Source organism: Paenibacillus sp. R14(2021) (assembly GCF_019431355.1).
GTDB lineage: Bacteria > Bacillota > Bacilli > Paenibacillales > Paenibacillaceae > Paenibacillus_Z.
The window spans coordinates 2,813,314-2,833,168 of the sequence record NZ_CP080269.1 but is presented as its reverse complement, the minus strand read 5'-3'; the positions used below and the strand labels follow the sequence as shown (position 1 = coordinate 2,833,168).

The 19,855-nt window shown below is 54.0% G+C and carries 21 protein-coding genes and 1 other annotated feature; of the genes, 15 read left to right on the top strand and 6 right to left on the bottom strand.

From position 1 onward, the window contains the following. The first annotated feature begins 33 nt into the window (after positions 1-33). The 3 genes from KXU80_RS13175 to KXU80_RS13165 all read left to right on the top strand — a co-directional run bounded on the left by KXU80_RS13175 (position 34) and on the right by KXU80_RS13165 (position 3,315). Positions 34-1,269: a glycosyltransferase family 39 protein gene (locus tag KXU80_RS13175; protein ID WP_219838658.1), complete on the top strand. Its 1,236-nt coding sequence runs from the start codon at positions 34-36 to the stop codon at positions 1,267-1,269. Positions 1,270-1,385: 116 nt separating this feature from the next. Beyond that, positions 1,386-2,447, top strand: coding sequence for a hypothetical protein (locus KXU80_RS13170; protein WP_219838657.1), 1,062 nt, complete (start codon positions 1,386-1,388; stop codon positions 2,445-2,447). Between the two features lie 4 nt (positions 2,448-2,451). Further along, positions 2,452-3,315, top strand: a complete 864-nt coding sequence (locus KXU80_RS13165; protein ID WP_219838656.1) for a DUF8832 domain-containing protein — start codon at positions 2,452-2,454, stop codon at positions 3,313-3,315. A gap of 78 nt (positions 3,316-3,393) precedes the next feature. Here the strand turns inward: KXU80_RS13165 and KXU80_RS13160 are convergent, their stop codons facing one another. Genes KXU80_RS13160 through KXU80_RS13145 form a run of 4 tightly spaced genes read right to left on the bottom strand, consistent with a single transcriptional unit; the run spans position 3,394 to position 6,399 of the window. Next, positions 3,394-4,359 (bottom strand): type I phosphomannose isomerase catalytic subunit, encoded by a 966-nt coding sequence (locus tag KXU80_RS13160; RefSeq protein WP_219838655.1) that lies wholly within the window; start codon positions 4,357-4,359, stop codon positions 3,394-3,396. A 49-nt stretch (positions 4,360-4,408) separates the two neighbouring features. Continuing rightward, complete coding sequence (locus tag KXU80_RS13155) at positions 4,409-4,804, bottom strand: VOC family protein (protein ID WP_219838654.1); 396 nt, start codon at positions 4,802-4,804, stop codon at positions 4,409-4,411. 36 nt (positions 4,805-4,840) lie between these two features. Continuing rightward, positions 4,841-5,431 (bottom strand): tRNA 5-(aminomethyl)-2-thiouridylate-methyltransferase MnmM, encoded by a 591-nt coding sequence (locus KXU80_RS13150; RefSeq protein ID WP_219838653.1) that lies wholly within the window; start codon positions 5,429-5,431, stop codon positions 4,841-4,843. Then, positions 5,431-6,399 carry a tRNA modification radical SAM protein MnmL/YtqA gene (locus KXU80_RS13145; protein ID WP_219838652.1) on the bottom strand — a complete coding sequence of 323 codons (969 nt, stop codon included), beginning with the start codon at positions 6,397-6,399 and terminating at the stop codon, positions 5,431-5,433. The genes KXU80_RS13150 and KXU80_RS13145 overlap by 1 nt, the downstream gene beginning before the upstream one ends. A gap of 314 nt (positions 6,400-6,713) precedes the next feature. Between KXU80_RS13145 and KXU80_RS13140 the strand changes: the two genes are divergently transcribed. Next, a complete protein-coding gene (locus KXU80_RS13140) occupies positions 6,714-6,899 on the top strand; it encodes a hypothetical protein (protein WP_219838651.1) in 186 nt (61 codons plus the stop codon). Positions 6,900-7,052: 153 nt separating this feature from the next. After that, entirely contained in the window at positions 7,053-7,835 is a 783-nt protein-coding gene (gene trmB / locus KXU80_RS13135) for a tRNA (guanosine(46)-N7)-methyltransferase TrmB (RefSeq protein WP_219838650.1), read from the top strand. Here trmB and KXU80_RS13130 read toward each other — a convergent pair. Then, positions 7,754-8,302 carry a phosphatase PAP2 family protein gene (locus tag KXU80_RS13130; RefSeq protein ID WP_219839021.1) on the bottom strand — a complete coding sequence of 183 codons (549 nt, stop codon included), beginning with the start codon at positions 8,300-8,302 and terminating at the stop codon, positions 7,754-7,756. The genes trmB and KXU80_RS13130 overlap by 82 nt on opposite strands. Positions 8,303-8,549: 247 nt before the next feature. Between KXU80_RS13130 and KXU80_RS13125 the strand changes: the two genes are divergently transcribed. From KXU80_RS13125 to KXU80_RS13100, 6 genes are all read left to right on the top strand, one after another. Next, entirely contained in the window at positions 8,550-9,728 is a 1,179-nt protein-coding gene (locus KXU80_RS13125) for a glycosyltransferase family 4 protein (RefSeq protein WP_219838649.1), read from the top strand. 331 nt (positions 9,729-10,059) lie between these two features. Then, positions 10,060-11,298, top strand: coding sequence for a glycosyltransferase family 2 protein (locus KXU80_RS13120; protein WP_219838648.1), 1,239 nt, complete (start codon positions 10,060-10,062; stop codon positions 11,296-11,298). Between the two features lie 96 nt (positions 11,299-11,394). Continuing rightward, positions 11,395-11,533, top strand: a sequence feature (ribosomal protein L20 leader region). Then, positions 11,497-12,081, top strand: coding sequence for a translation initiation factor IF-3 (gene infC / locus KXU80_RS13115; RefSeq protein WP_219839020.1), 585 nt, complete (start codon positions 11,497-11,499; stop codon positions 12,079-12,081). It overlaps the preceding feature by 37 nt. Before the next feature lie 23 nt (positions 12,082-12,104). After that, positions 12,105-12,308, top strand: a complete 204-nt coding sequence (rpmI, locus tag KXU80_RS13110) for a 50S ribosomal protein L35 (protein WP_219838647.1) — start codon at positions 12,105-12,107, stop codon at positions 12,306-12,308. A gap of 32 nt (positions 12,309-12,340) precedes the next feature. Then, positions 12,341-12,700 carry a 50S ribosomal protein L20 gene (gene rplT, locus KXU80_RS13105; protein WP_219838646.1) on the top strand — a complete coding sequence of 120 codons (360 nt, stop codon included), beginning with the start codon at positions 12,341-12,343 and terminating at the stop codon, positions 12,698-12,700. A 212-nt stretch (positions 12,701-12,912) separates the two neighbouring features. Then, complete coding sequence (locus KXU80_RS13100) at positions 12,913-13,323, top strand: hypothetical protein (protein ID WP_219838645.1); 411 nt, start codon at positions 12,913-12,915, stop codon at positions 13,321-13,323. 40 nt (positions 13,324-13,363) lie between these two features. Here the strand turns inward: KXU80_RS13100 and KXU80_RS13095 are convergent, their stop codons facing one another. After that, the gene (locus tag KXU80_RS13095; RefSeq protein WP_219838644.1) at positions 13,364-13,810 is read right to left on the bottom strand and encodes a GNAT family N-acetyltransferase; all 447 of its coding nucleotides are present in this window, start codon (positions 13,808-13,810) and stop codon (positions 13,364-13,366) included. 550 nt (positions 13,811-14,360) lie between these two features. Between KXU80_RS13095 and ilvB the strand changes: the two genes are divergently transcribed. The 4 genes from ilvB to KXU80_RS13075 all read left to right on the top strand — a co-directional run bounded on the left by ilvB (position 14,361) and on the right by KXU80_RS13075 (position 19,407). After that, on the top strand, positions 14,361-16,106 hold the full coding sequence (gene ilvB / locus KXU80_RS13090; RefSeq protein WP_219838643.1) for a biosynthetic-type acetolactate synthase large subunit: 1,746 nt from the start codon (positions 14,361-14,363) through the stop codon (positions 16,104-16,106). Continuing rightward, positions 16,103-16,588 carry an acetolactate synthase small subunit gene (gene ilvN / locus KXU80_RS13085; protein ID WP_219838642.1) on the top strand — a complete coding sequence of 162 codons (486 nt, stop codon included), beginning with the start codon at positions 16,103-16,105 and terminating at the stop codon, positions 16,586-16,588. Before ilvB ends, ilvN begins: the two co-directional genes overlap by 4 nt. Positions 16,589-16,720: 132 nt before the next feature. Further along, positions 16,721-17,713, top strand: coding sequence for a ketol-acid reductoisomerase (ilvC, locus tag KXU80_RS13080; RefSeq protein WP_219838641.1), 993 nt, complete (start codon positions 16,721-16,723; stop codon positions 17,711-17,713). A 149-nt stretch (positions 17,714-17,862) separates the two neighbouring features. Then, positions 17,863-19,407 (top strand): 2-isopropylmalate synthase, encoded by a 1,545-nt coding sequence (locus tag KXU80_RS13075; protein ID WP_219838640.1) that lies wholly within the window; start codon positions 17,863-17,865, stop codon positions 19,405-19,407. The last annotated feature ends 448 nt before the right edge of the window (positions 19,408-19,855 follow it).

Genomic DNA, 19,855 nt, shown 5'->3' with positions numbered 1-19,855 from the left:
TCCGTGTATTCACTCCGATCGGAGACCTCCCGCATGAGGATGTTCGTTTGGATTCTGATAGCGGCCGTGTTTCTGATTCATATGACGGTCGTGCTGTGGCTGGGGGACCATTTCCTGCTGGGCGAGTATGCGAAACGAAACAACGACGACGTCAAATACGTGTACGCCGCGCAGGTGCTGCTCGAACATGGCACGCTCGTCTACAATAGCGGCATGTATCCTACCAATTTCATCATGCCGGTCGTGCCGATTCTAGTCAGCGGCTTCATGACGTTTCTAGATCATGATGCGGCCGTCATGGGCTTTCGGCTGCTGCAGTGCGCCATGCAGGCTGCATCTGTTTATCTGATTTACGTGGTGGCGAGGGAAGTGCTGGGCCGAAAGACAGCCGTCGCGGCGGTCATTCTGGATGCGCTTTACGTCCCGAATTTGTTTGCCTCGGGAGCCATTCTAACGGAATCGACGTTCAAGCTGCTCTTTTTGCTCTTGATCAGCAGCTTTCTTTATGCGCTTAAACGTAAAACAGCCGGGGCGTACGCGTTCGCGGGCATCATGCTGGGCTTGTCCTGCTACGTAAAGCCGCAGTGCGCGCTGATTCCGGTCTGCCTGCTCATCATGTGGCTGATCAAGCGGTACAGCTGGATCGACATTATGAAATATACGGCGATCGTCGGCGCTTGCAGCATGCTTCTGCTTACGCCCTGGTGGATCCGCAACTATGTGGACTTCCACGAGTTCATTCCCTTTACGAAGTCAACTGGCAACCCTATGCTGCTCGGCGCCTTGATCAAACGCGGGGCACCGCCGAAGGGCTTCTTCGCGGAGTACCCGGAATACAAAGATACCGAGGCGCTGTTTGCCGGCAATGATACGACGCAGAAGCTGGCCGCGAAGCGGCTCATTGCATATGGCTTCACGCATAAGCCGTTCGATTACGCGTATTGGTTCACGATCGGCAAGTCCATTCAGCTGTTCAGCAGCCCGTTCTACTCCAGGCCGGTGCCGGGGCTGCCAAGACCCGCAATTAACGTCGTACATATCATTTATGTGCTTGTCGGCTTTATTGGCATTGTGCTGGCGGGACTGCGGGGACGCTTGATGCGTGTGCTGCCGCTTCTTCTTCCATTTTTCTATTATTGGTTTATTCATATACCATTTATTACCTTCGGACGCTATGGCTATCCGTTAATGGACATATTAACGATTTTTGCCGCATTTGCCGTTGTCTCTTTGCTGGAGAAGCGGGGAAAATGGCAGGAACAAGACTAGGCTGCCGGTTGATCCGGCGGCTTTTTTTTGCCGGAATTATTTGGCTCAGATGTAGTGAAAGCGCTGCTCATTATCGTACAATGAGGATATATCAACATTTGGGAGGAGCGGGATGCATGCAGGTACCATTATCGGCGCCGGCGGCTGGGCGGCCGGCAGTTCGAGTATCGACCGGCAAAGAATATTGGACGGTTTTATTCGGCGTGTGGCTGATCGGCGGGGTGTTCGTTGACGGCTTTGCGCATAACCACGGCGTCGTGGAGACGTTCTTTACGCCTTGGCATGCGATTCTCTATTCGGGCTTCTTGGCTTCCGCGCTATGGATGGGTTGGCTTCTTTACCAGTCCAAGACCGTAAACGGTTCATCGTGGACGGCTGCCGCTCCGGTCGGCTACGGCCTTGGGTTGATCGGCACGGTAGTCTTCCTGCTAGGCGGTCTAGGCGATATGTACTGGCATACGGTGTTCGGCATCGAGCAAAACACGGCCGCGCTTCTAAGTCCGACCCACCTCGTCCTGCTGCTAGGCGGTCTGCTCATCTTGTCCAGCCCGTTTCGGGCGAGCTGGCACAACACGGCGATGACGCGGCCGCGCTGGCCGGAGTTTGCGCCCGCTTTCCTGTCGCTTATGTTCACGACCGGAGCGGTCAGCTTCTTCCTGATGTACGCCTGGATGTTCCGCTACAATCTGCCTACGGCGTCATCGGTCGACTGGTACGCCAGCCAGTTTGGAGGCGGCATGATTGCCGAAGATAACGCCATGCGCGGATTATCGTACATTCTACTGGATACGCTGGTTTACATGTTTCCCGTGTTTCTGCTTATGAAACGCTGGCGGCTGCCGCTTGGCGCGATCACGCTGCTCTTCACGATCATCACGGTCATGATGAATGTACTCGACGGCTTTCAGAACTATCCGTCCATCTTCATCGCCGGCGCCGCGGGTCTGCTGGGTGATCTCCTCTACCATACGCTGCGCGCGGGTGAAGGGCGGCTTCATGCCGAACGGATCTTGGCGGCTGTAATCCCTGCCGCGCTATGGAGCTTCTATTACGGCTGGATGTATGCTTCGGGAGGCATCGGCTGGGAGACGGAGCTGTGGTCGGGGTCCATTGTCGAAGCCGCACTGCTGTCGCTGGGTCTTCATTTGCTGGCATCGCAGAAGATCACGAAGGGATAGCGCCATGCCCAATCGAATCTGCAGCACAGGCCTGAAGGCACTCGTTCTGCTCACGGCGCTGCTGCTCGGCGGCTGCGCTGCCGGCAGCGTGCTCGACAACGTTGAAATTCATCCGCCGACGAAGGGGCTGCTGCATGCGCTCCAGTCGGATGGGATGGCGAATGTGTCCGACCGGGGCTATAGCGTGACGGTGGAGCCGGAGGTGAAGCCGCCGTCAGGCGCTTCGGAAGCTGCGCTGATCCTTCAGGTGCGCGATTCGGGGGGACGGCCTGTCGAGGTCTTCGCCGAGGATATGACGAAGCTGCTGCATCTGATCGTCGTCAGCCAGGATCTTTCTTCCTTCGACCACGTTCATCCCGTGTACGAAGGACACGGGAAATTCCGGGTGAAGCTGACGTTTCCGCATGGCGGCACGTTTCTGCTCCTCACCGAGTTCATGCCGGACGGCAAGGGGCTGACCGTCTGCAAAACGCGCATCGCCGTAAACGGCGACGAGCCTGCTGCCGTCCCGCTGACGGCCGGTCCTCCGTGGAAGACAACCGTTGACGGCGTTGAGATCACGCTTTCGGCGGAGCCGATGCCAGGCGAAATTCAAGCTGGCGGGATGGCCATGCTGAATTTCAAGCTGAAATCGACGGAGACCGGAGAGCGGACTGTGCTGGAGCCCTATCTCGGCACAGTCGGACATTGCGTGATTCTGGATGCGTCCGCGAAGCAGTACCTCCATGTGCACGCCGCCGCCGAGATGAGCGCCGGTGCAAGCGTCATGTTTCACACCCAATTCCCGAAGCCGGGCACCTATAAGCTATGGGCGCAGTTCCAGGTGAAAGGTAAGGTGATCGTTGCGCCTTTCGTCATTGTCATCTAACCGGAACGGGTGCATAGCAAAAAACGACATCCCAAGCCGCTGTCTGCGGTCGGGATGTCGTTTTTTGCTATAAATCGCTTATGGCGTTACGCTGCGGAGCACAGTCAGATTACCGTCCAGCTCATAGCCGCCAAGGCTGGCAGGAAGCAGGAAGCACTCGCCTGCTTTCACGTCCTGCTTGCCGCCGTCCCAGCTAAGCGTGCCCGTGCCTTCGGCGATCACGAGGATCACGAACGATTCCGGCGTCGTCGACAGCTTCCAAGGCGCGCGCACAAGACCCTTCTCGACAACAAAATAAGGTGATTCCGCGATAACGAGCCATTCATTCTCGCCGATGCTGTCCGTTTTCATACGGCTAGCGCCTGCGCCCTCGTAAGCGGTCACGTTGAGCGAGTCCTCGACATGCAGCTCGCGCAGCTTGCCGTCCAGACCCGGGCGGTTATAATCGAACACCCGGTACGTCGTATCGGAGTTTTGTTGAATTTCCGCCACGACGACGCCAGCGCACAGCGCATGGACCGTACCGGCCGGAATATAGAACGCATCGCCGGCTTCAACCGGAACTTCCTGCAGGCAGTCCATGACGCGGCCTTCTTCGATTGCGGCAGCAAGCGCAGCGCGGTCTACGCCGTCTTTCAGCCCGTAGATGATTTTGGCGCCCGGCTCGGCGGCCAGGATGTACCACATTTCGGTTTTGCCGAGCTCGCCCTTCGGCAGCCCTTCATAAGCGTCCGTCGGATGAACTTGAATCGACAGGTCGTCATTGCAGTCGAGCAGCTTAATGAGCAGCGGGAAGCGGCCGTCCTCGGCGTAGCCTTTCGTGCCGAAGTATTCGCGGCCGTATTTCTCGCGGATCTCATCGAGCCCGAGTCCGGCAAGCGGGCCATTCATGACTTTGGTCGTTCCGTTCGGGTGGTCGCCGATCATCCAGCCTTCGCCGATGGCACCTTCGGGCAGCTCAAGACCGAACTGCTCCAGCGCGCGTCCTCCCCATATGCGTTCTTTCATTTCAGGTTTGAATTGCAGCGGATACGTTTGTGTCATTATGGTTCTCTCCTCTATCTGTATGATGATCTATGCGTGCATGCGTGAATTACGCACGGCTGCTGGGTTGAAACATTTCAAGAAACTCGCCGTCCGGACCGTAGAAGAAGAAATAGCGCGCGCCGTTCGGAAGCGTCGTAATTTCCGTATCGCGAAGCGGTACGCCGAGATCGGTTATTCGTTTGAACTCCGCCTCCACGTCATCTACCGTGAACGCGACATGATGGGTACGGCCTTCGGGAGCCAGCTCGGCGGTGTAGCCCTCCACGAGCTCGATCTCGCTTTCTTGACCGTCGGTGCCGGAGAGGAATGCCATCCGGATGACGCCGTTTGTATGCGTCATGGTGTACAAATGATTGAGACCGACGACCTCCGTGTAGAATTTGACCGAGTTCTCGATGTTGTTGACCATAATACCTACGTGCTCAAGTTTACGAACTGCCATGAATAATTCCTCCTTGTAATGGGTAATCGGATTGGCTTACTTCTTCTCGATTGCGATCAAGTATGGGGCGCTCGGTTTCTGGGCCATCCGGTACAGCAGCGTTTGGCCCGCCGCCTGCGGAAGGGAGGCTGCCCATTCGCAGACGGCGTCTGCTTCCTCCGAGCCGCCGGGATGGCAGGGATAGAGCACCGCCGTAATGACGCCGCCGCTCCGCAAGAGCGCCAAGGCGGCCTTGATCGCGGGCAAGGTGGACTCGGCCGTCGTAATGACGGCTTGGTCCGCGCCGGGCAGGTAGCCGAGATTGAACATCACGGCATCAACGACGCCGCGGTGTGCATCGTCTATATGCGCGTCCATGGCGCTATGGCTGTCATGGACGAGACGAAGCGCAGCAACGCCGCCAGCAGGCTTGTCCGATCCGCCGGCAGCGGCAAGGCGTGCTTCCGTGCGCTGAAGCGCCGCTTCCTGGATGTCGAACGCGTAAACGGTGCCGCGCGGTCCGACAAGCTCCGCCAGAAACTGCGTATCCACGCCGTTGCCGCAGGTGGCGTCAATGACGATGCCGCCCGCCATGGCGCGCTCCTTCACCAGCTTATGCGCCATGCCGAGCACGCTCAGAAAGCCCATTAGATGGCCTCCCAGAGTCGGCCCTGCCACGTATTGCGGCTGGCCAGCTCGTGATCAATCGCGTTAAGCACTTCCCATTTCTTCAGACTCCACATCGGCCCAATCAGCAGATCGCGCGGCGCGTCGCCCGTCAGCCGATGAACAATCATATCCGGGGGCAGGAGCTCCAGCGTATCGACGATCAGTTTGATGTATTCGTCTTGATCCAAGAAGCGGAGCAGACCGGCTTCATACTGCCTCACCATCGGCGTCTTGCGCATGAGGTGAAGCAGATGGATCTTAATGCCTTGAACATCCATGGCCGCAACGGCCCGGCCTGTATCCATCATCATCTCATGCGTTTCCTGCGGCAGCCCGTAAATAATGTGCGCGCAGACGCGGATACCGCGGGCTCGCAGTCGTTTGACGGCATCCTCGTAGCAGGCGGTATCATGCGCGCGGTTAATGAGCGTCGAGGTCGATTCATGAATCGTCTGCAAGCCCATCTCCACCCACAGGTAGGTGCGTTCGTTCAGCTCGGCCAAATAATCAACGACATCGTCCGGCAGGCAATCCGGCCTTGTTGCAATGGACAATCCGACAACGCCGGGCTGCGCCAATATCGCCTCATAATATTCCCGCAGCTCTTCAACCGGCGCATAGGTGTTGGTATACGCCTGGAAATAGCCGATATACTGCGCTTCCGGCCATTTCTGATGCTGCAGGTCGCGGATTTTATTGAACTGCGTAATCAGGTCATCCCTGCGGCTTCCGGCAAAATCGCCCGAGCCCCGCGCGCTGCAGAACGTGCAGCCGCCCGCAGCGATGGATCCGTCCCGGTTCGGGCAGGTGAACCCCGCGTCCAGCATGACTTTGAAAACCTTGCCTCCGAATTGCTCGCGCATTTCGAAATTCCATGTATGAAACCTTTTGTCGCTCCACAGTCTAGGAGAAAGGGCGGCGGCAGCCGGTGATGTGTGTACAGGCATTTGCATAGACTCCTCTTGCTTCTTCATTCTCGTATTCCATTACGTATAATCATAACGAAAAACAGCGCAAAACGCCATGTCAGCACGGTTTGTTTTAAGTCTAAATCGCCGATTGAAGCGGACAAGCCCGTGAAACGGCTGGGAATTGAAAGCGAATTATTTTAGAAAAGGGCTTGCAATACCTGACATGAGCTGTTATATTAAAAGTGCGACAGATCAAGGAAAACACAACATTTACCACCTTCCCACTACTGCTCATAGCAGGTCGATTTTTTGGAAATTCCGTTCGGAAAAAATCAGTGAGGTGATGAGGAATGAACACGAACATTAAAATTCCGCAAGGTGATGAGAAAGTAACGATTGAGTTGACCCGCAAAGAACTGATGTCGCTGGCAGGCATCCGTTTCTATGGCAACCATAATATCGAAGTTTCCGCACGCAAGAAACTGCATGATATTTTGGAATCGCAAGAAAGCACGCCAAGTCAGCTGCTGAATTGATGGTTCTTCCTAAAACCGGTTAAGCCGCAGGTGCTCACAAGCGCCTCGGCTTTTTATTTTGTCTGCTTGCCGGGTGGGGCGGACTTTACAAAAAGCCTGTCGTTCGGGCACAATAGGGACTAGTTTATGAAGACGTGGAGGAATGGATGCACGATGCGCCTTAGAGGAAGAAAAGGAATTTTGGAAAGTATTGAAGCCCAGCCGGAGCTGGTCGTATTGGACGCGGCGCCTTATAAGGGCCGCTGGCGGGAGTTTTTCGGCAACGATAACCCGATCTACATTGAGCTCGGGATGGGAAAGGGCAGATTCATCAGCGACATGAGCGTCCGGAACCCGCATATTAATTTTATTGGTGTCGACATGTACGACGAGCTGATTCGCCGGGCGAGCGAGAAGGCACGCGCGGCTTGGGATGAGCAGGGCGCTGCCCAGCCGCCGAATTTGGCGCTGCTTCGCGCCAACATCGAAGGGATCGAGGACATGTTCGCGCCGGGCGAAATCCAGCGTATCCATCTGAACTTCAGCGATCCGTGGCCGAAGGCGAAGCACGCCCGCCGCAGATTGACGCATCCGCGGTTCGTGGCGAAATATATCGAAATTCTGAACGACCTCGGGGAAATTCATTTCAAGACGGACTCGCAGTCGCTGTTCGAGTTCTCGCTTAACAGCTTTGCCGACATGGAGCTTCACATGCGCAACATCGCGCTTCACTTGCACCGGGATACGCTACGCGATGATCTTGTTCTTACGGAATACGAAGCAAAATTCGTCGAACGCGGAAACAACATTCACCGCGTGGAGGTCGTGATCGGCGAGAAGGCGATCGCTGCCCATAAGGAAGCGAAGCGCGCCGCTCAGATCAAGGACCAGGCTGCGGATATGAGCACGGATGTCAATGTGCCGAGCACGGCGCCGACCGTAACGTCGGAAGGATAATGCAAGCCTAAATACATGCGCGACCATGCCACCGAGCAGCCGACGATGATCGCGGCAGGCACCAGGATGGGAAGTAGCGCGGCGTCAACGAGAAGCCAAGGCATCAGCCAGGCAAATACAGCCGTTGTGTGACCGGATGGGAAAGACGAGTCGCGCAGCGGCTTTTGGCATGTATGGACGGCCGTGAGCGCTTGGTAAGGCCGAAGCCGGCGGAATTTCCGCTTGACGATGGCGACGGGAATATGGCTGATGGCAACGGCGGCGAAGCTTTTCCAGCCTGCGGTGCCCCATAAGCCCGGTGCGGCAAGAGCTGCGAGAAGCGCCGTCAGGAGCGTGAAGGAGGCGCCGCCCGTATGGGTGACGGTTCCCAGCCAGCGGCTTAGCCACCGGTTCAATCCTTGATGCGAAGGTCTGCGATTTGCCCAGAAGAAAACGCGCTGCTCCTGCGTAATGGCCCAGAAAACCATGTTTACCACGTCAATCCACTCCCCATACCATGATGACGTTCCTTCTTCTCCTTCGATGATAGGGGAGAAATGTTTGCGCCGTATCAACAGTTTGCTAAGCCGAAATTAATATCTTCACGATCCCTTCACGCCGCATTGATCTCGCCGTAATACAAATCCGTTATAGTTGCTTCCAAATACCCGGCCGCACCGCTGCCGATGCCTCAACAAGCAGACTGCGTAAGCCGGAGTGACGGAGGGGATAGCAATGCGGCTCGCGTTATTCACGGATACGTTTGCGCCTGATGTAAACGGAGTTGCCCGAACGCTGGAACGGTGGTCGGATTATTTGCGTGCTCAGAATATACCTTGCCTTGTTTTTGCGCCTGACCCTGCATACGACAAGTCATACCAGGCTTCTTCCACGGTGGAACGCTTCGCGAGTCTTCCCTTTTTCCTCTATCCGGAATGCCGCCTTGCGCTGCCGAATCCCCTTCATGTGCGCCGGGCGCTGGATGCGTTCAAGCCCACGGTTATTCATGTCGCAACCCCATTCAACATGGGGCTTTTCGGTATTCACTATGCCAAAAAGCACCATTTGCCGCTCGTTGCTTCTTATCATACGCATTTTGATCGCTATTTAGCGTTTTACAATATCCAATGGATGGTTAAGATGTTATGGAGGTATATCAACTGGTTCCATGCGGATTGCCGGTATATATTCGTACCTTCCAAATCTACCCTTCAGGTGCTGAAGGAACGGGGGTGGGATGAGAAACGACTCGCCGTCTGGACGCGCGGGATCGATACGAAGAGCTATCATCCGAATGTAGATAGAGCGCTGTGGCGCGCCAAACACGGGATTTCGCCGGATTCGTACGTCGTGCTGTACGTGGGCAGACTGGCTCCCGAGAAAAACGCGGATACTGCAATCGCCGCCTTTGCGAAGTTTCAGCGTGATGTATGCCGCAATGCCGTGCTTGTCATGGCCGGCGACGGTCCATCTATGGAAACACTCAAGCAGCAGGCGCTGCGAGAGGGAGTCAATGTCCGCTTTCTTGGATTTACGGCCCTGCCCGAGCTTCAGCAGTGGTACGCGGGATCGGACGTGTTTCTATTCCCTTCATCGACGGAGACGTTCGGCAACGTCGTGCTTGAGGCAATGGCCTGCGGCACACCTGTCATCTGCGCGGATACGGGAGGCGTCGTGGATACGGTGCAGCATGAATGGAACGGCCTTCGCTGCGAGCCGGGCAATGCGGATTCGTTCAGCAAAGCGCTGGAGCGGATTTATCGCGACGAAGGGCTGCAGAGCCGTTTCCGGGCGCGCGGGCTCGCCCACAGCATGAGGCAATCGTGGGATGCCATTTTCGAAGAGCTGCTGACCAAGGTGCGCGAAGCGTCGGAGCCGGAGGTTCGTTCATTAATTCGTCACATTAGAGGATGAACGGCATGAAACTTAACCACTTTTTTGTACGTTAAATGAAAAAGAGACATGATTTATTCGTAAATGGATGAAAATAAGGGTGAAACGGAAGAAAACTGGCCATCAGAACCGATCAGACCCTAATGCAAGCGTTTTTCTTCGATTTCTTGGCCGTTGAACGACGATTTCAACTTTTGACAAAAGGCGGCTTTGTGTGGAAAATCAGTAGGGTTGCGGTAAAAAAGAAAAATCCGCGTACACCCAAACCAACTATGACCATCAACATGAAGCAAGGTAAACAAAAAACAGAGAAAATATGAAAAATGGGGTCTCAAGGGGGTAACACCAAGTAATGGTTAACACGATCATTATTCTGTTTCAAATTTTTCTTGCCTTTGTAGGGATTTATCAGTTCGGCATTTCCCTATTCGGCATCGTGAGAAAACGGAGAACACTGACGCACAAGCCAAAAAAATCATTCGCAGTCCTAGTCGCCGCCCATAACGAGGCGCAGGTCGTCGGGGCACTTGTCGAGAATCTCAAGAATCTCGATTATCCAAAAGAGCTTTATGATATTTTCGTGATTTGCGATAACTGCACGGATAACACGGCAGAAATCGTCCGCAGCTATGGCGTTACCGCGTGCGAACGCAAGAATCCGCATCTGCGCGGCAAAGGCCACGCCATCGAATGGATGCTGAAGGAATTGTGGGCGATGCCTCGTCAATACGACGCAATCGTCATGTTCGATGCCGATAATCTGGTTGGCAACGACTTCTTGACGCACATGAACAACGATCTTTGCGAAGGTCACAAGGTCATCCAAGGCTATCTGGATACGAAGAATCCAACAGATTCCTGGGTTACCGCTTCTTATGCCATCACATACTGGTACTGTAACCGCCTGTGGCAGCTGTCCCGCCGTAACCTGAACATGGCCAACTACCTGGGTGGAACGGGCATGTGCTTTGATACCGAGCTGATGAAGGAAATGGGCTGGGGCGCCACAAGCCTCGTGGAAGACCTGGAGTTCTCCATGCGCTGCGTGAAGCGCGGCATTCACCCGGTACTGAACTATGACGCGAAAGTTTACGATGAGAAGCCGCTCAGCTTCAAAGCCTCTTCTCGTCAGCGCCTGCGCTGGATGCAGGGCCACTTTACCGTTGCGCGCAGCTATTTTTTCCCGCTGCTGTGGGCGAGCATCAAGGAACGCAGCTTCGTGAAATTCGATGCTGCACTGTACTCGATATCGGTGTATAACACGTTCCTCGGTTTTATCGTAACGGCGTTGATCTGGCTCGATAACATCATTCCGGCGGATAATGTGTTCACGTCCATTTATTATTATTTGCCGAACTGGGTTGCCGGCGTTGCGATTGCCGCGACGGTCATTATGTTCCCGCTCGTCATGATGCTTGAAGGCATCAAGTCGTGGAAAATGTACGCGCATCTGTTCTCGATGATTTTCTTCCAGCTGTCCTGGCTGCCGATTACGTTCTATGCATTCTTCACGCAGAACAATAAGCAGTGGAGTCATACGCAGCATACACGCGTGCTTCGTCTCGAAGAGGTGCAGAGCAAGCAGGTATAGCACAAAATTAAAAAGCATCATGCATGTTGACAGCTTATATCCGCTGTGTTATATTATTTCGGTAGCATGTCTTGAATGAAGTAGTTATTCATGGTTACGCATAAGTAGAGGCACCCGCTTCTCACCTTTACGGCTTCGGCTGTCAGGTTCGCGATCGATGATTGGAACAGGCTGATGCCTTCAATCTTGGTTAATGGAATGCGGGTCCCTTGCGGATCCGCATTTTTTGATGATTGCTTGATTCATAATTTTTGGAGGTGGCAGGTTATTAGCAGGGAACATCAAATCAACGATGAGATTCGCGCCAGAGAAGTACGCGTCGTAGGTGCTGAGGGCGAGCAGCTCGGCATCAAGCTCTTCCGCGAAGCATTGCAATTGGCGATCGATTTGAACTTGGACCTCGTAAACGTTGCACCGACAGCGAAACCGCCGGTGTGCCGGATTATGGACTATGGCAAATTCCGTTATGAGCAGCAGAAGAAAGACAAGGAAGCGCGCAAGAACCAGAAGATCGTCGACACGAAGGAAGTTTGGTTCCGTGCCAACATTGACGAGAACGACTACCAAACGAAGTTCCGCAATGTCGTGAAGTTCTTGGGTGAAGGCGATAAAGTGAAATGTTCCGTCCGTTTCCGCGGTCGTGAAATCACACATGCTTCTGTCGGTCAGAAGATTTTGGACCGACTTGCAACCGAAGTTGCTGATTTGTGCGTCATGGAGCGTGTCCCCAAGCTTGAGGGCCGCAGCATGATCATGATTTTGGCACCTAAACCGACTAACTAACATTCTTTGAGGAGGAACACCACATGCCTAAAATGAAAACTCACAGCAGTTTGAAAGACCGTTTCAAAATTACGGGTACCGGTAAAGTGAAACGCTACAAAGCGTACAGAAATCATCTTCTTTCCGGCAAATCTGCTCGTCAAAAACGTGTTCTAGCTACACAACCGCTTATGGCTTCAGGCGATATCAAACGTCTGGCGCAAGGTCTTGCAAACATCAAAGGTTAATCATATAACTTATACTCGGGAGGTTTCTACTCATGGCAAGAGTTAAAGGCGGATTCGTCCGCGCACGTCGTCGTAAAAGAATTTTGAAGCTGGCAAAAGGTTATTTCGGTTCCAAGCATCGCCTGTTTAAAACAGCAAAAGAGCAAGTCATGAAATCCTTGCTTTATGCATACCGTGACCGTCGTCAACACAAACGCGACATCCGCAAACTGTGGATCGTTCGTATCAATGCTGCAGCTCGCCAAAACGGTCTGTCCTACAGCAAATTCATGTTCGGCTTGAAACAGGCTGGCATCGAAGTAAACCGCAAAATGCTTGCTGATCTTGCAGTGAACGACATCACTTCGTTCAACACGTTTGCAAATCTTGCAAAACAAAAAGTAAACGCGTAAGTTGTATAACCCGCGTTTCATATAAAGCGCCCTCCCGTTCGCCGGGAGGGCGCTTTTTTTTGGTTTCCTGCCCTATGGACATCGGTACAATCGCTAACAGGTGCTAGTGAATAGAGTATAGGACAACGCCGTTTAACCTTTCCGTACAAATGCCGGTTATGAGCATTTGCCGCGGAAGGGCACAAGCAAGACATCATGAGGAGGAAAATCCTATGGCTCGCGTCACAAAAAATCAAGTGCAGAGATTGGTCGGCAAGACCATTTTTGCCGTTCGCAAGGATGGTTCCGTCGTCACGGGCAAGCTGGTGCACGCCCATAACAATCAGCTGCAGCTGCGGCCGCTCAGCAACGGCAAAGAAGTACAAACAAGAGCGATCATACCGCTCGTCTTGTTCGATCTGCTTGCCATCGGCTTGTTCTCCGGAGGCGGATTTGGATGGGGCGGCGGTTTCGGTGGTCCTGGTTTCGGCCCCGGCTTCGGTGGTCTCGGGTTTGGAGGTCCCGGCTTCGGAGGTCCCGGCTTCGGAGGTCCTGGTTTTGGTGGTCCCGGCTTCGGAGGCCCAGGCGGGTTCGACCAGTGCTGCCAGCAAGGCCCGGGCTTCACGAACGGCCCGTTCTACTAAAGGCTCGCATCAAGCGCCTTACAACAGGCATGCGGTCCGCTTACACCAGCGCCTTCAGCATCTCGTAACAGCGAAGATCGGAGTAATAACGGACAGTCTGGAAGCCCAGCCGCGCATAGAGCCGCTGGGCTCTTGGATTGCCGTAATCTACGAAGAGCCTCGCGTGGGTGGCGCCTTGCTGACGGCTGTGCAGTTCCGCCTCGTTCATGAGCAGCGTGCCGATTTGTTTGCCGCGATGCTGCGGATGAACGACAAGCATATCGTAGAGGAGCAGCTGCCCCCGCGTATAGAAGTGAATGAACCCGAGCGGCATGCTTTTTTTCGTGCGGGAGTAGACAAGGGATACGCCGTCGCTGAGACGTTTGGGCAGCTCGCGGATCGTCTGGGCATCTCGGGGCGATGCCGTATAGGAAAGTGGAATGAGCTCCTGCTTGATGAGGCGGATGATCTCCTGGTCATCCGTGCGTGCCCGCCTTGCTCGAATCATAAGTCATCATCCTGCTTTCTTAGGCTCAAGTATGCTATATCGTATGTGAATGCCCCGCGGCACGCGCATCGGAAAGGGGTATACATAACTTTTTATAAATATGCACGTCCTTCTTCTTGACGAATGAAATGTCAAAGCATATAATAAGCGATAAGCCAAGTTGAAGCAGGCTGACGTGCTTGCACGAAACACCCGTTTCAACCCATAAAGTGATCTGCTATGAAGAGGACGAAGTGTTAAGGGCTCTTTTGCTCCAGAGAGCGTACGGAACTGCTGAAACCGACGCCAAAACCCCTTTCCAACGAGCTCACCTCGGAGCTGTTTTCCTGAAAAGCTTCACCGTTAAGGTGAAGGGTATTAGGGAAAATCGTAAGGCACACGTTAATGTGCCAAGGTATGAACGGTTCTCGTTCTTACCTTATGAGGTTATGCGCTGTGAGGCGTATAACAATTTGGGTGGTACCACGGAAGATCAACCTTTCGTCCCTGGATGCGATAAGCGTCTGGGAACGGAAGGTTTTTTTGTTTTTAAAGAAGGGAGGACGACTTAATGGTCGCTCAAAACGCAACGTTAAGGTCAAAAGAAGAAATTAAGGAAAACCTGAGAAAACCGGAGGTTATCACCGGCTCAGAAATTTTGCTCCGCAGCTTGGTGCTTGAGGATGTGGAATGCGTATTCGGCTATCCCGGCGGCGCTGTGTTGTATATTTATGATGCCATGCACGGATTCTCGGACTTTAAGCATCTGCTGACCCGCCACGAGCAAGGCGCCATTCATGCGGCCGACGGTTATGCGCGGGCTAGCGGTAAAGTTGGCGTATGTATTGCTACATCGGGACCTGGAGCTACAAATCTAGTCACGGGTATCGCAACTGCGTATATGGATTCGGTGCCGCTTGTCGTCATCACCGGCAACGTAGCGACGACTTTGATCGGTACGGATGCTTTCCAAGAAGCTGATATTACCGGCATCACAATGCCGATTACTAAACATAGTTATTTGGTTCGCAAGGCAGCGGACCTGCCGCGGATCATTCATGAAGCTTTCCACATCGCCAATACTGGCCGCAAAGGTCCTGTCCTGATCGATATTCCGAAGGACGTATCCGCAGAGCTGACGCTGTTTGAACCCGTTACGGAAGTAAGCATCCGCGGCTACAACCCGACCGTACAGCCGAACAAGCTGCAGGTCGACAAAATGCTGAAAGCCATCAGCGAAGCAGAACGTCCGATCGTTCTAGCTGGCGGCGGCGTCGTATACTCCGGCGGTCATGAAGAGCTGCACGAGTTCATCATCAAATCGGGCATCCCGATTACGACAACGCTTCTCGGACTCGGCGCATTCCCGAGCGGCGAAGATCTGTGGCTTGGCATGCCGGGCATGCACGGCACGTATACGGCGAATATGTCGATTCAATCGGCGGATCTGCTCATCAACATCGGCGCGCGTTTCGACGACCGCGTTACCGGCAAGCTCGCCGGCTTCGCGCCGCATGCCAAGATCGTTCACATCGATATCGATCCGGCTGAAATCGGCAAAAACGTGCCGACGGATATTCCAATCGTAGGCGATGTGAAAACGGTGCTGCAGCTCGCGAACAAAGACGTGAAATACGCGGCGAAAGCCGATGCATGGCGTGCACAGATCGCGGCTTCAAAGCTGGAGAAACCGTTTAAGTACCAGGACAGCGATGAAGAGCTGAAGCCGCAATGGGTTATCGAAATGCTTTATGAAGAATCCAAAGGCGAAGCCATCGTAACGACGGACGTTGGCCAGCATCAAATGTGGGCTGCACAATATTACAAGTTCAACAAGCCGCGCTCGTGGGTGACTTCTGGTGGTCTCGGCACGATGGGCTTCGGTTTCCCTTCGGCGATCGGTGCTCAAATGGCGAATCCGGACCGTCTCGTTATTTCGATTAATGGTGACGGCGGCATGCAAATGTGCGCACAGGAGCTTGCGATTTGCGCCATCAACAACATCCCGGTTAAAGTGGTTATCATCAACAATCAGGTACTCGGCATGGTTCGCCAATGGCAGGAACTGATCTATGATAACCGGTACAGCCATATCGATCTGTCCGGCAGTCCTGATTTCGTGAAATTGGCGGATGCGTACGGCGTGAGAGGCTTCCGTGCTTCGACGAAGGAAGAAGCGCGCGCGGCATGGATCGAAGCGATGAACCACCCAGGACCGGCCGTTGTGGAGTTTGTTGTCCGCAAGCACGAGAACGTGTATCCGATGGTTACGCAAGGCTCGACGATTGATCAAATGATAATGGGGGATGCGGAATGAAAAGGCATACGATAGCCGTTATCGTCAACGACCAGCCCGGCGTCCTCCAACGCGTATCCGGATTGTTCGGACGCCGCGGCTTCAATATTGAAAGCATCACCGTCGGGACAAGCGAGGAAGCCGGCTTGTCCCGGATGGTCATCGTAACTACGGGCGATGATAAAACGCTGGAACAGGTCATCAAGCAATTGTACAAGCTCATCGACGTTATTAAAGTCGTGGACCTGAGCGCGAACCCGATGGTTGGCCGCGAGCTGGCTCTCATTAAAGTCAATGCGGAACCAGCGGCTCGTCCCGAAATCATGGGCGTCGTGGAAACGTTCCGCGCAGCCGTCGTCGACATCGGCACGCATTCGCTAATGGTACAGGTTGTCGGCGACACGGAGAAAATCGATGCCATGGTAGAGCTGATGAAGCCATACGGCATTCGCGAGCTGTCCCGTACCGGCGTTACTGCAATGATTCGCGGCAACGCGAAATAAATCAAACACCGCCGCTTTTGAGCGGGGGTTAGAGCACGGGATTCGGATCGGCCGCGATGGCTGCGATAAATCTTGCATCCCGCCTGTAACACCCGCTCAAAAGGGTTAATTAAAAGGAGGCTTCATTTACAAATGGCAGTTACATTGTATTATGAAAAAGATGCAGACCAAAGCGTTCTGCAAGGTAAAACCATCGCAGTTATCGGTTACGGTTCCCAAGGTCATGCACAAGCGCAAAACCTGCGCGACAGCGGTCTGAAAGTCATTATCGGTCTTCGCGCCGGTAAATCCGCTGAGAAAGCTAAAAACGACGGTTTCGAAGTATTGTCCGTTGGCGAAGCGGTTAAGCTCGCTGATGTTGTACAAATCTTGATGCCTGACGAAACGCAAGCCCGCGTTTACAAAGAAGAAATCGAGCCGAACCTGAAACAAGGCGCAGCACTGATGTTCTCGCATGGTTTCAACGTTCACTTCGGCCAAATCAAACCGCGCAAAGACAACGACGTATTGCTCGTTGCTCCTAAATCGCCGGGTCACATGGTTCGCCGTACGTATGTTGAAGGCTTTGGCGTACCTGGTCTGATCGCAATCGAGCAGGATGCAACAGGCAACGCGCAAGCGATCGGCCTTGCTTATGCAAAAGGCATCGGCTGCACGCGTGCAGGGGTTATCGAAACTTCGTTCCGCGAAGAAACAGAAACCGATCTGTTCGGTGAGCAAGCCGTTCTTTGCGGCGGTGCAACTGCACTGGTTAAAGCGGGTTTCGAAACATTGGTTGAAGCCGGCTATGCGCCTGAAATGGCATACTTCGAATGTCTGCATGAGCTGAAGCTCATCGTTGACCTGATGTATGAAGGCGGCCTTTCCACAATGCGCGATTCCATCTCCAATACAGCGGAGTATGGCGACTATGTAACAGGTCCTCGTATCGTTACTGACGAAACGAAGAAAGCAATGAAAGCTGTTCTGACGGATATTCAACAAGGTAAATTCGCTCGCGACTTCATCTTGGAGAACCAATCTAACAATGCATTCATGTCGGCAACTCGCCGCAACGAAGCACAGCACCCAATCGAAGTGGTTGGCAGTCAACTTCGTGAATTGATGCACTGGATCAAGAAATAAGAAGCATGTACCGGTTCATACCGGTCATAGGATAATCGTAAACATGGTTGCCCGGATGTACGGACCGGTCCCTGCGTCTTTCGCTCTCGCGAATGACGTCAGGGCCGTTTCGCTATCCGGGATTATTCTTGAAGTCCGAGGTGTGGCTAATGCGCAAAATTTATATTTTCGATACGACGCTTCGTGACGGTGAGCAGTCTCCGGGCGTGAACCTCAACACGAATGAAAAAGTTGAAATTGCCTACCAGCTCGAGAAGCTCGGCGTAGACCGGATTGAAGCCGGCTTCCCTGCCGCTTCTCCCGGTGATCTTGCTGCGGTTGACGCCGTGGCCCGCGCCGTGAAGAATGCAACGGTTATCGGCTTGTCCCGTTCACGCGAACAGGATATCGATGCGGCGCGCGAAGCGCTGAAGAATGCGCAGGATCCATGCCTGCATCTGTTCCTTGCTACTTCCCCGATTCACCGGAAGTATAAGCTGCGGATGGAGAAGGATCAGGTGCTTGAAGCAGCGGAGCGCGCGATCCGGTATGCGAAGCAGTATTTCAGCAAGATCGAGTTCTCGCCGGAGGATGCGGGACGCACGGAACTCGATTTTCTGTGCGAAGTGACGGCAATGGCCATTCGGGCAGGCGCAACGGTTGTGAATATTCCGGATACGGTAGGGTATATGAACCCATCCGAATACGGCCATATTTTCAAGACGCTGAAGCAAAACGTACCTGGCATCGAGAAAATCCAGCTTAGCGCGCACTGCCATGACGATCTTGGCATGGCGACGGCGAATGCGTTGGCCGCGATTCTGAACGGCGCGGATCAAATCGAAGGCACGATTAACGGAATCGGCGAGCGCGCAGGCAATACGGCGATTGAAGAAGTGGCGATGGCGCTTGCTACGCGCGCGGACTTCTTCCAAGCGACGACTTCACTGAACCTGAAGGAAATTGCCAAGACGAGCCGGCTGGTTAGCAAGCTAACGGGTATGGTCGTTCCAGGCAATAAGGCAATCGTAGGTGCCAATGCGTTTGCTCATGAATCCGGCATCCATCAGGACGGCATGCTCAAGGAGAAAACGACGTACGAGATCATTTCTCCGGAGACGATCGGTTTGGTCGATTCCAAGCTGGTCCTGGGCAAACACTCCGGCCGCGCTGCATTCCGCGAGAAGCTGATCGACCTCGGTTACGAGCTGGGCGAAGATGCCGTGAACACGGCGTTCGCGAAGTTCAAGGATTTGGCGGACCGGAAGAAGAACGTCAGCGACGAGGACATTCGCGCGATGCTGGAAGAGAAGCTGGTGGATACGCCTGAGGTGTATGCACTAGAGCAGATCGAAGTCAGCTACGGCAACAAGTCTACGCCAAGCGCGACAATTCGAATCCGTCTTACGGACGGCAGCGTGCAGGAGATGAAAGCAGAAGGCAACGGCTCGGTAGATGCGATCTACAACGCGATTGACGCGCTGACTGCGGAGAACGTGGAGCTGGAGGATTACTCCATCAAATCCGTTACGCACGGCAAAGACGCGCTCGGCGAGGTTCATGTCGTGCTGAAGCAGGATGAAGTATCCGCGCAAGGCCGCGGCGTGAGCACGGATATTCTTGAAGCTAGTGCACGCGCCTACGTGGACGCGCTGAACCGGTTGATCGAGAAGCGGAAGTCGCCGGGACGCCGCGATAAAATGAGCCTGATTTAACGGTGAATTGAACAAGTTCATGCCCTGCGGGCGGGACGGGCCTCCGATCGCTGTTGTAAATAGAATTCTTCGATTATAAGGGATGAGCGGTAGAATTCGATTTACAAAGGCGAACTAGGTGATTGGTTTGCGTTCATTGTCGGCAGACAAGGAGTGCAGCATTCACCGACTTCGTAAGCATATGCTTCATTTCTCCGACTCCGTCCCGCCCTCCGGGCACAGGTCAAAGCCCGTTAATCTTAAAGAGAACAGTAAAAGAAAATGCTCCAGCGGCCCGGTCGGGCTGGCTGGGGCGTTTTTTGTTTGATAGCGCTGGCTGCGAAGGGCTTGGGGGCGGCCGCTGCGGATTGCAGGGACAATCGTCCTTGTCTGTCCCGTTGTAAATGATGCTAATGTCGCGGTTTGTACCGGATGACGGCGACAGTCGTTTCACCTTGATGCTATAATA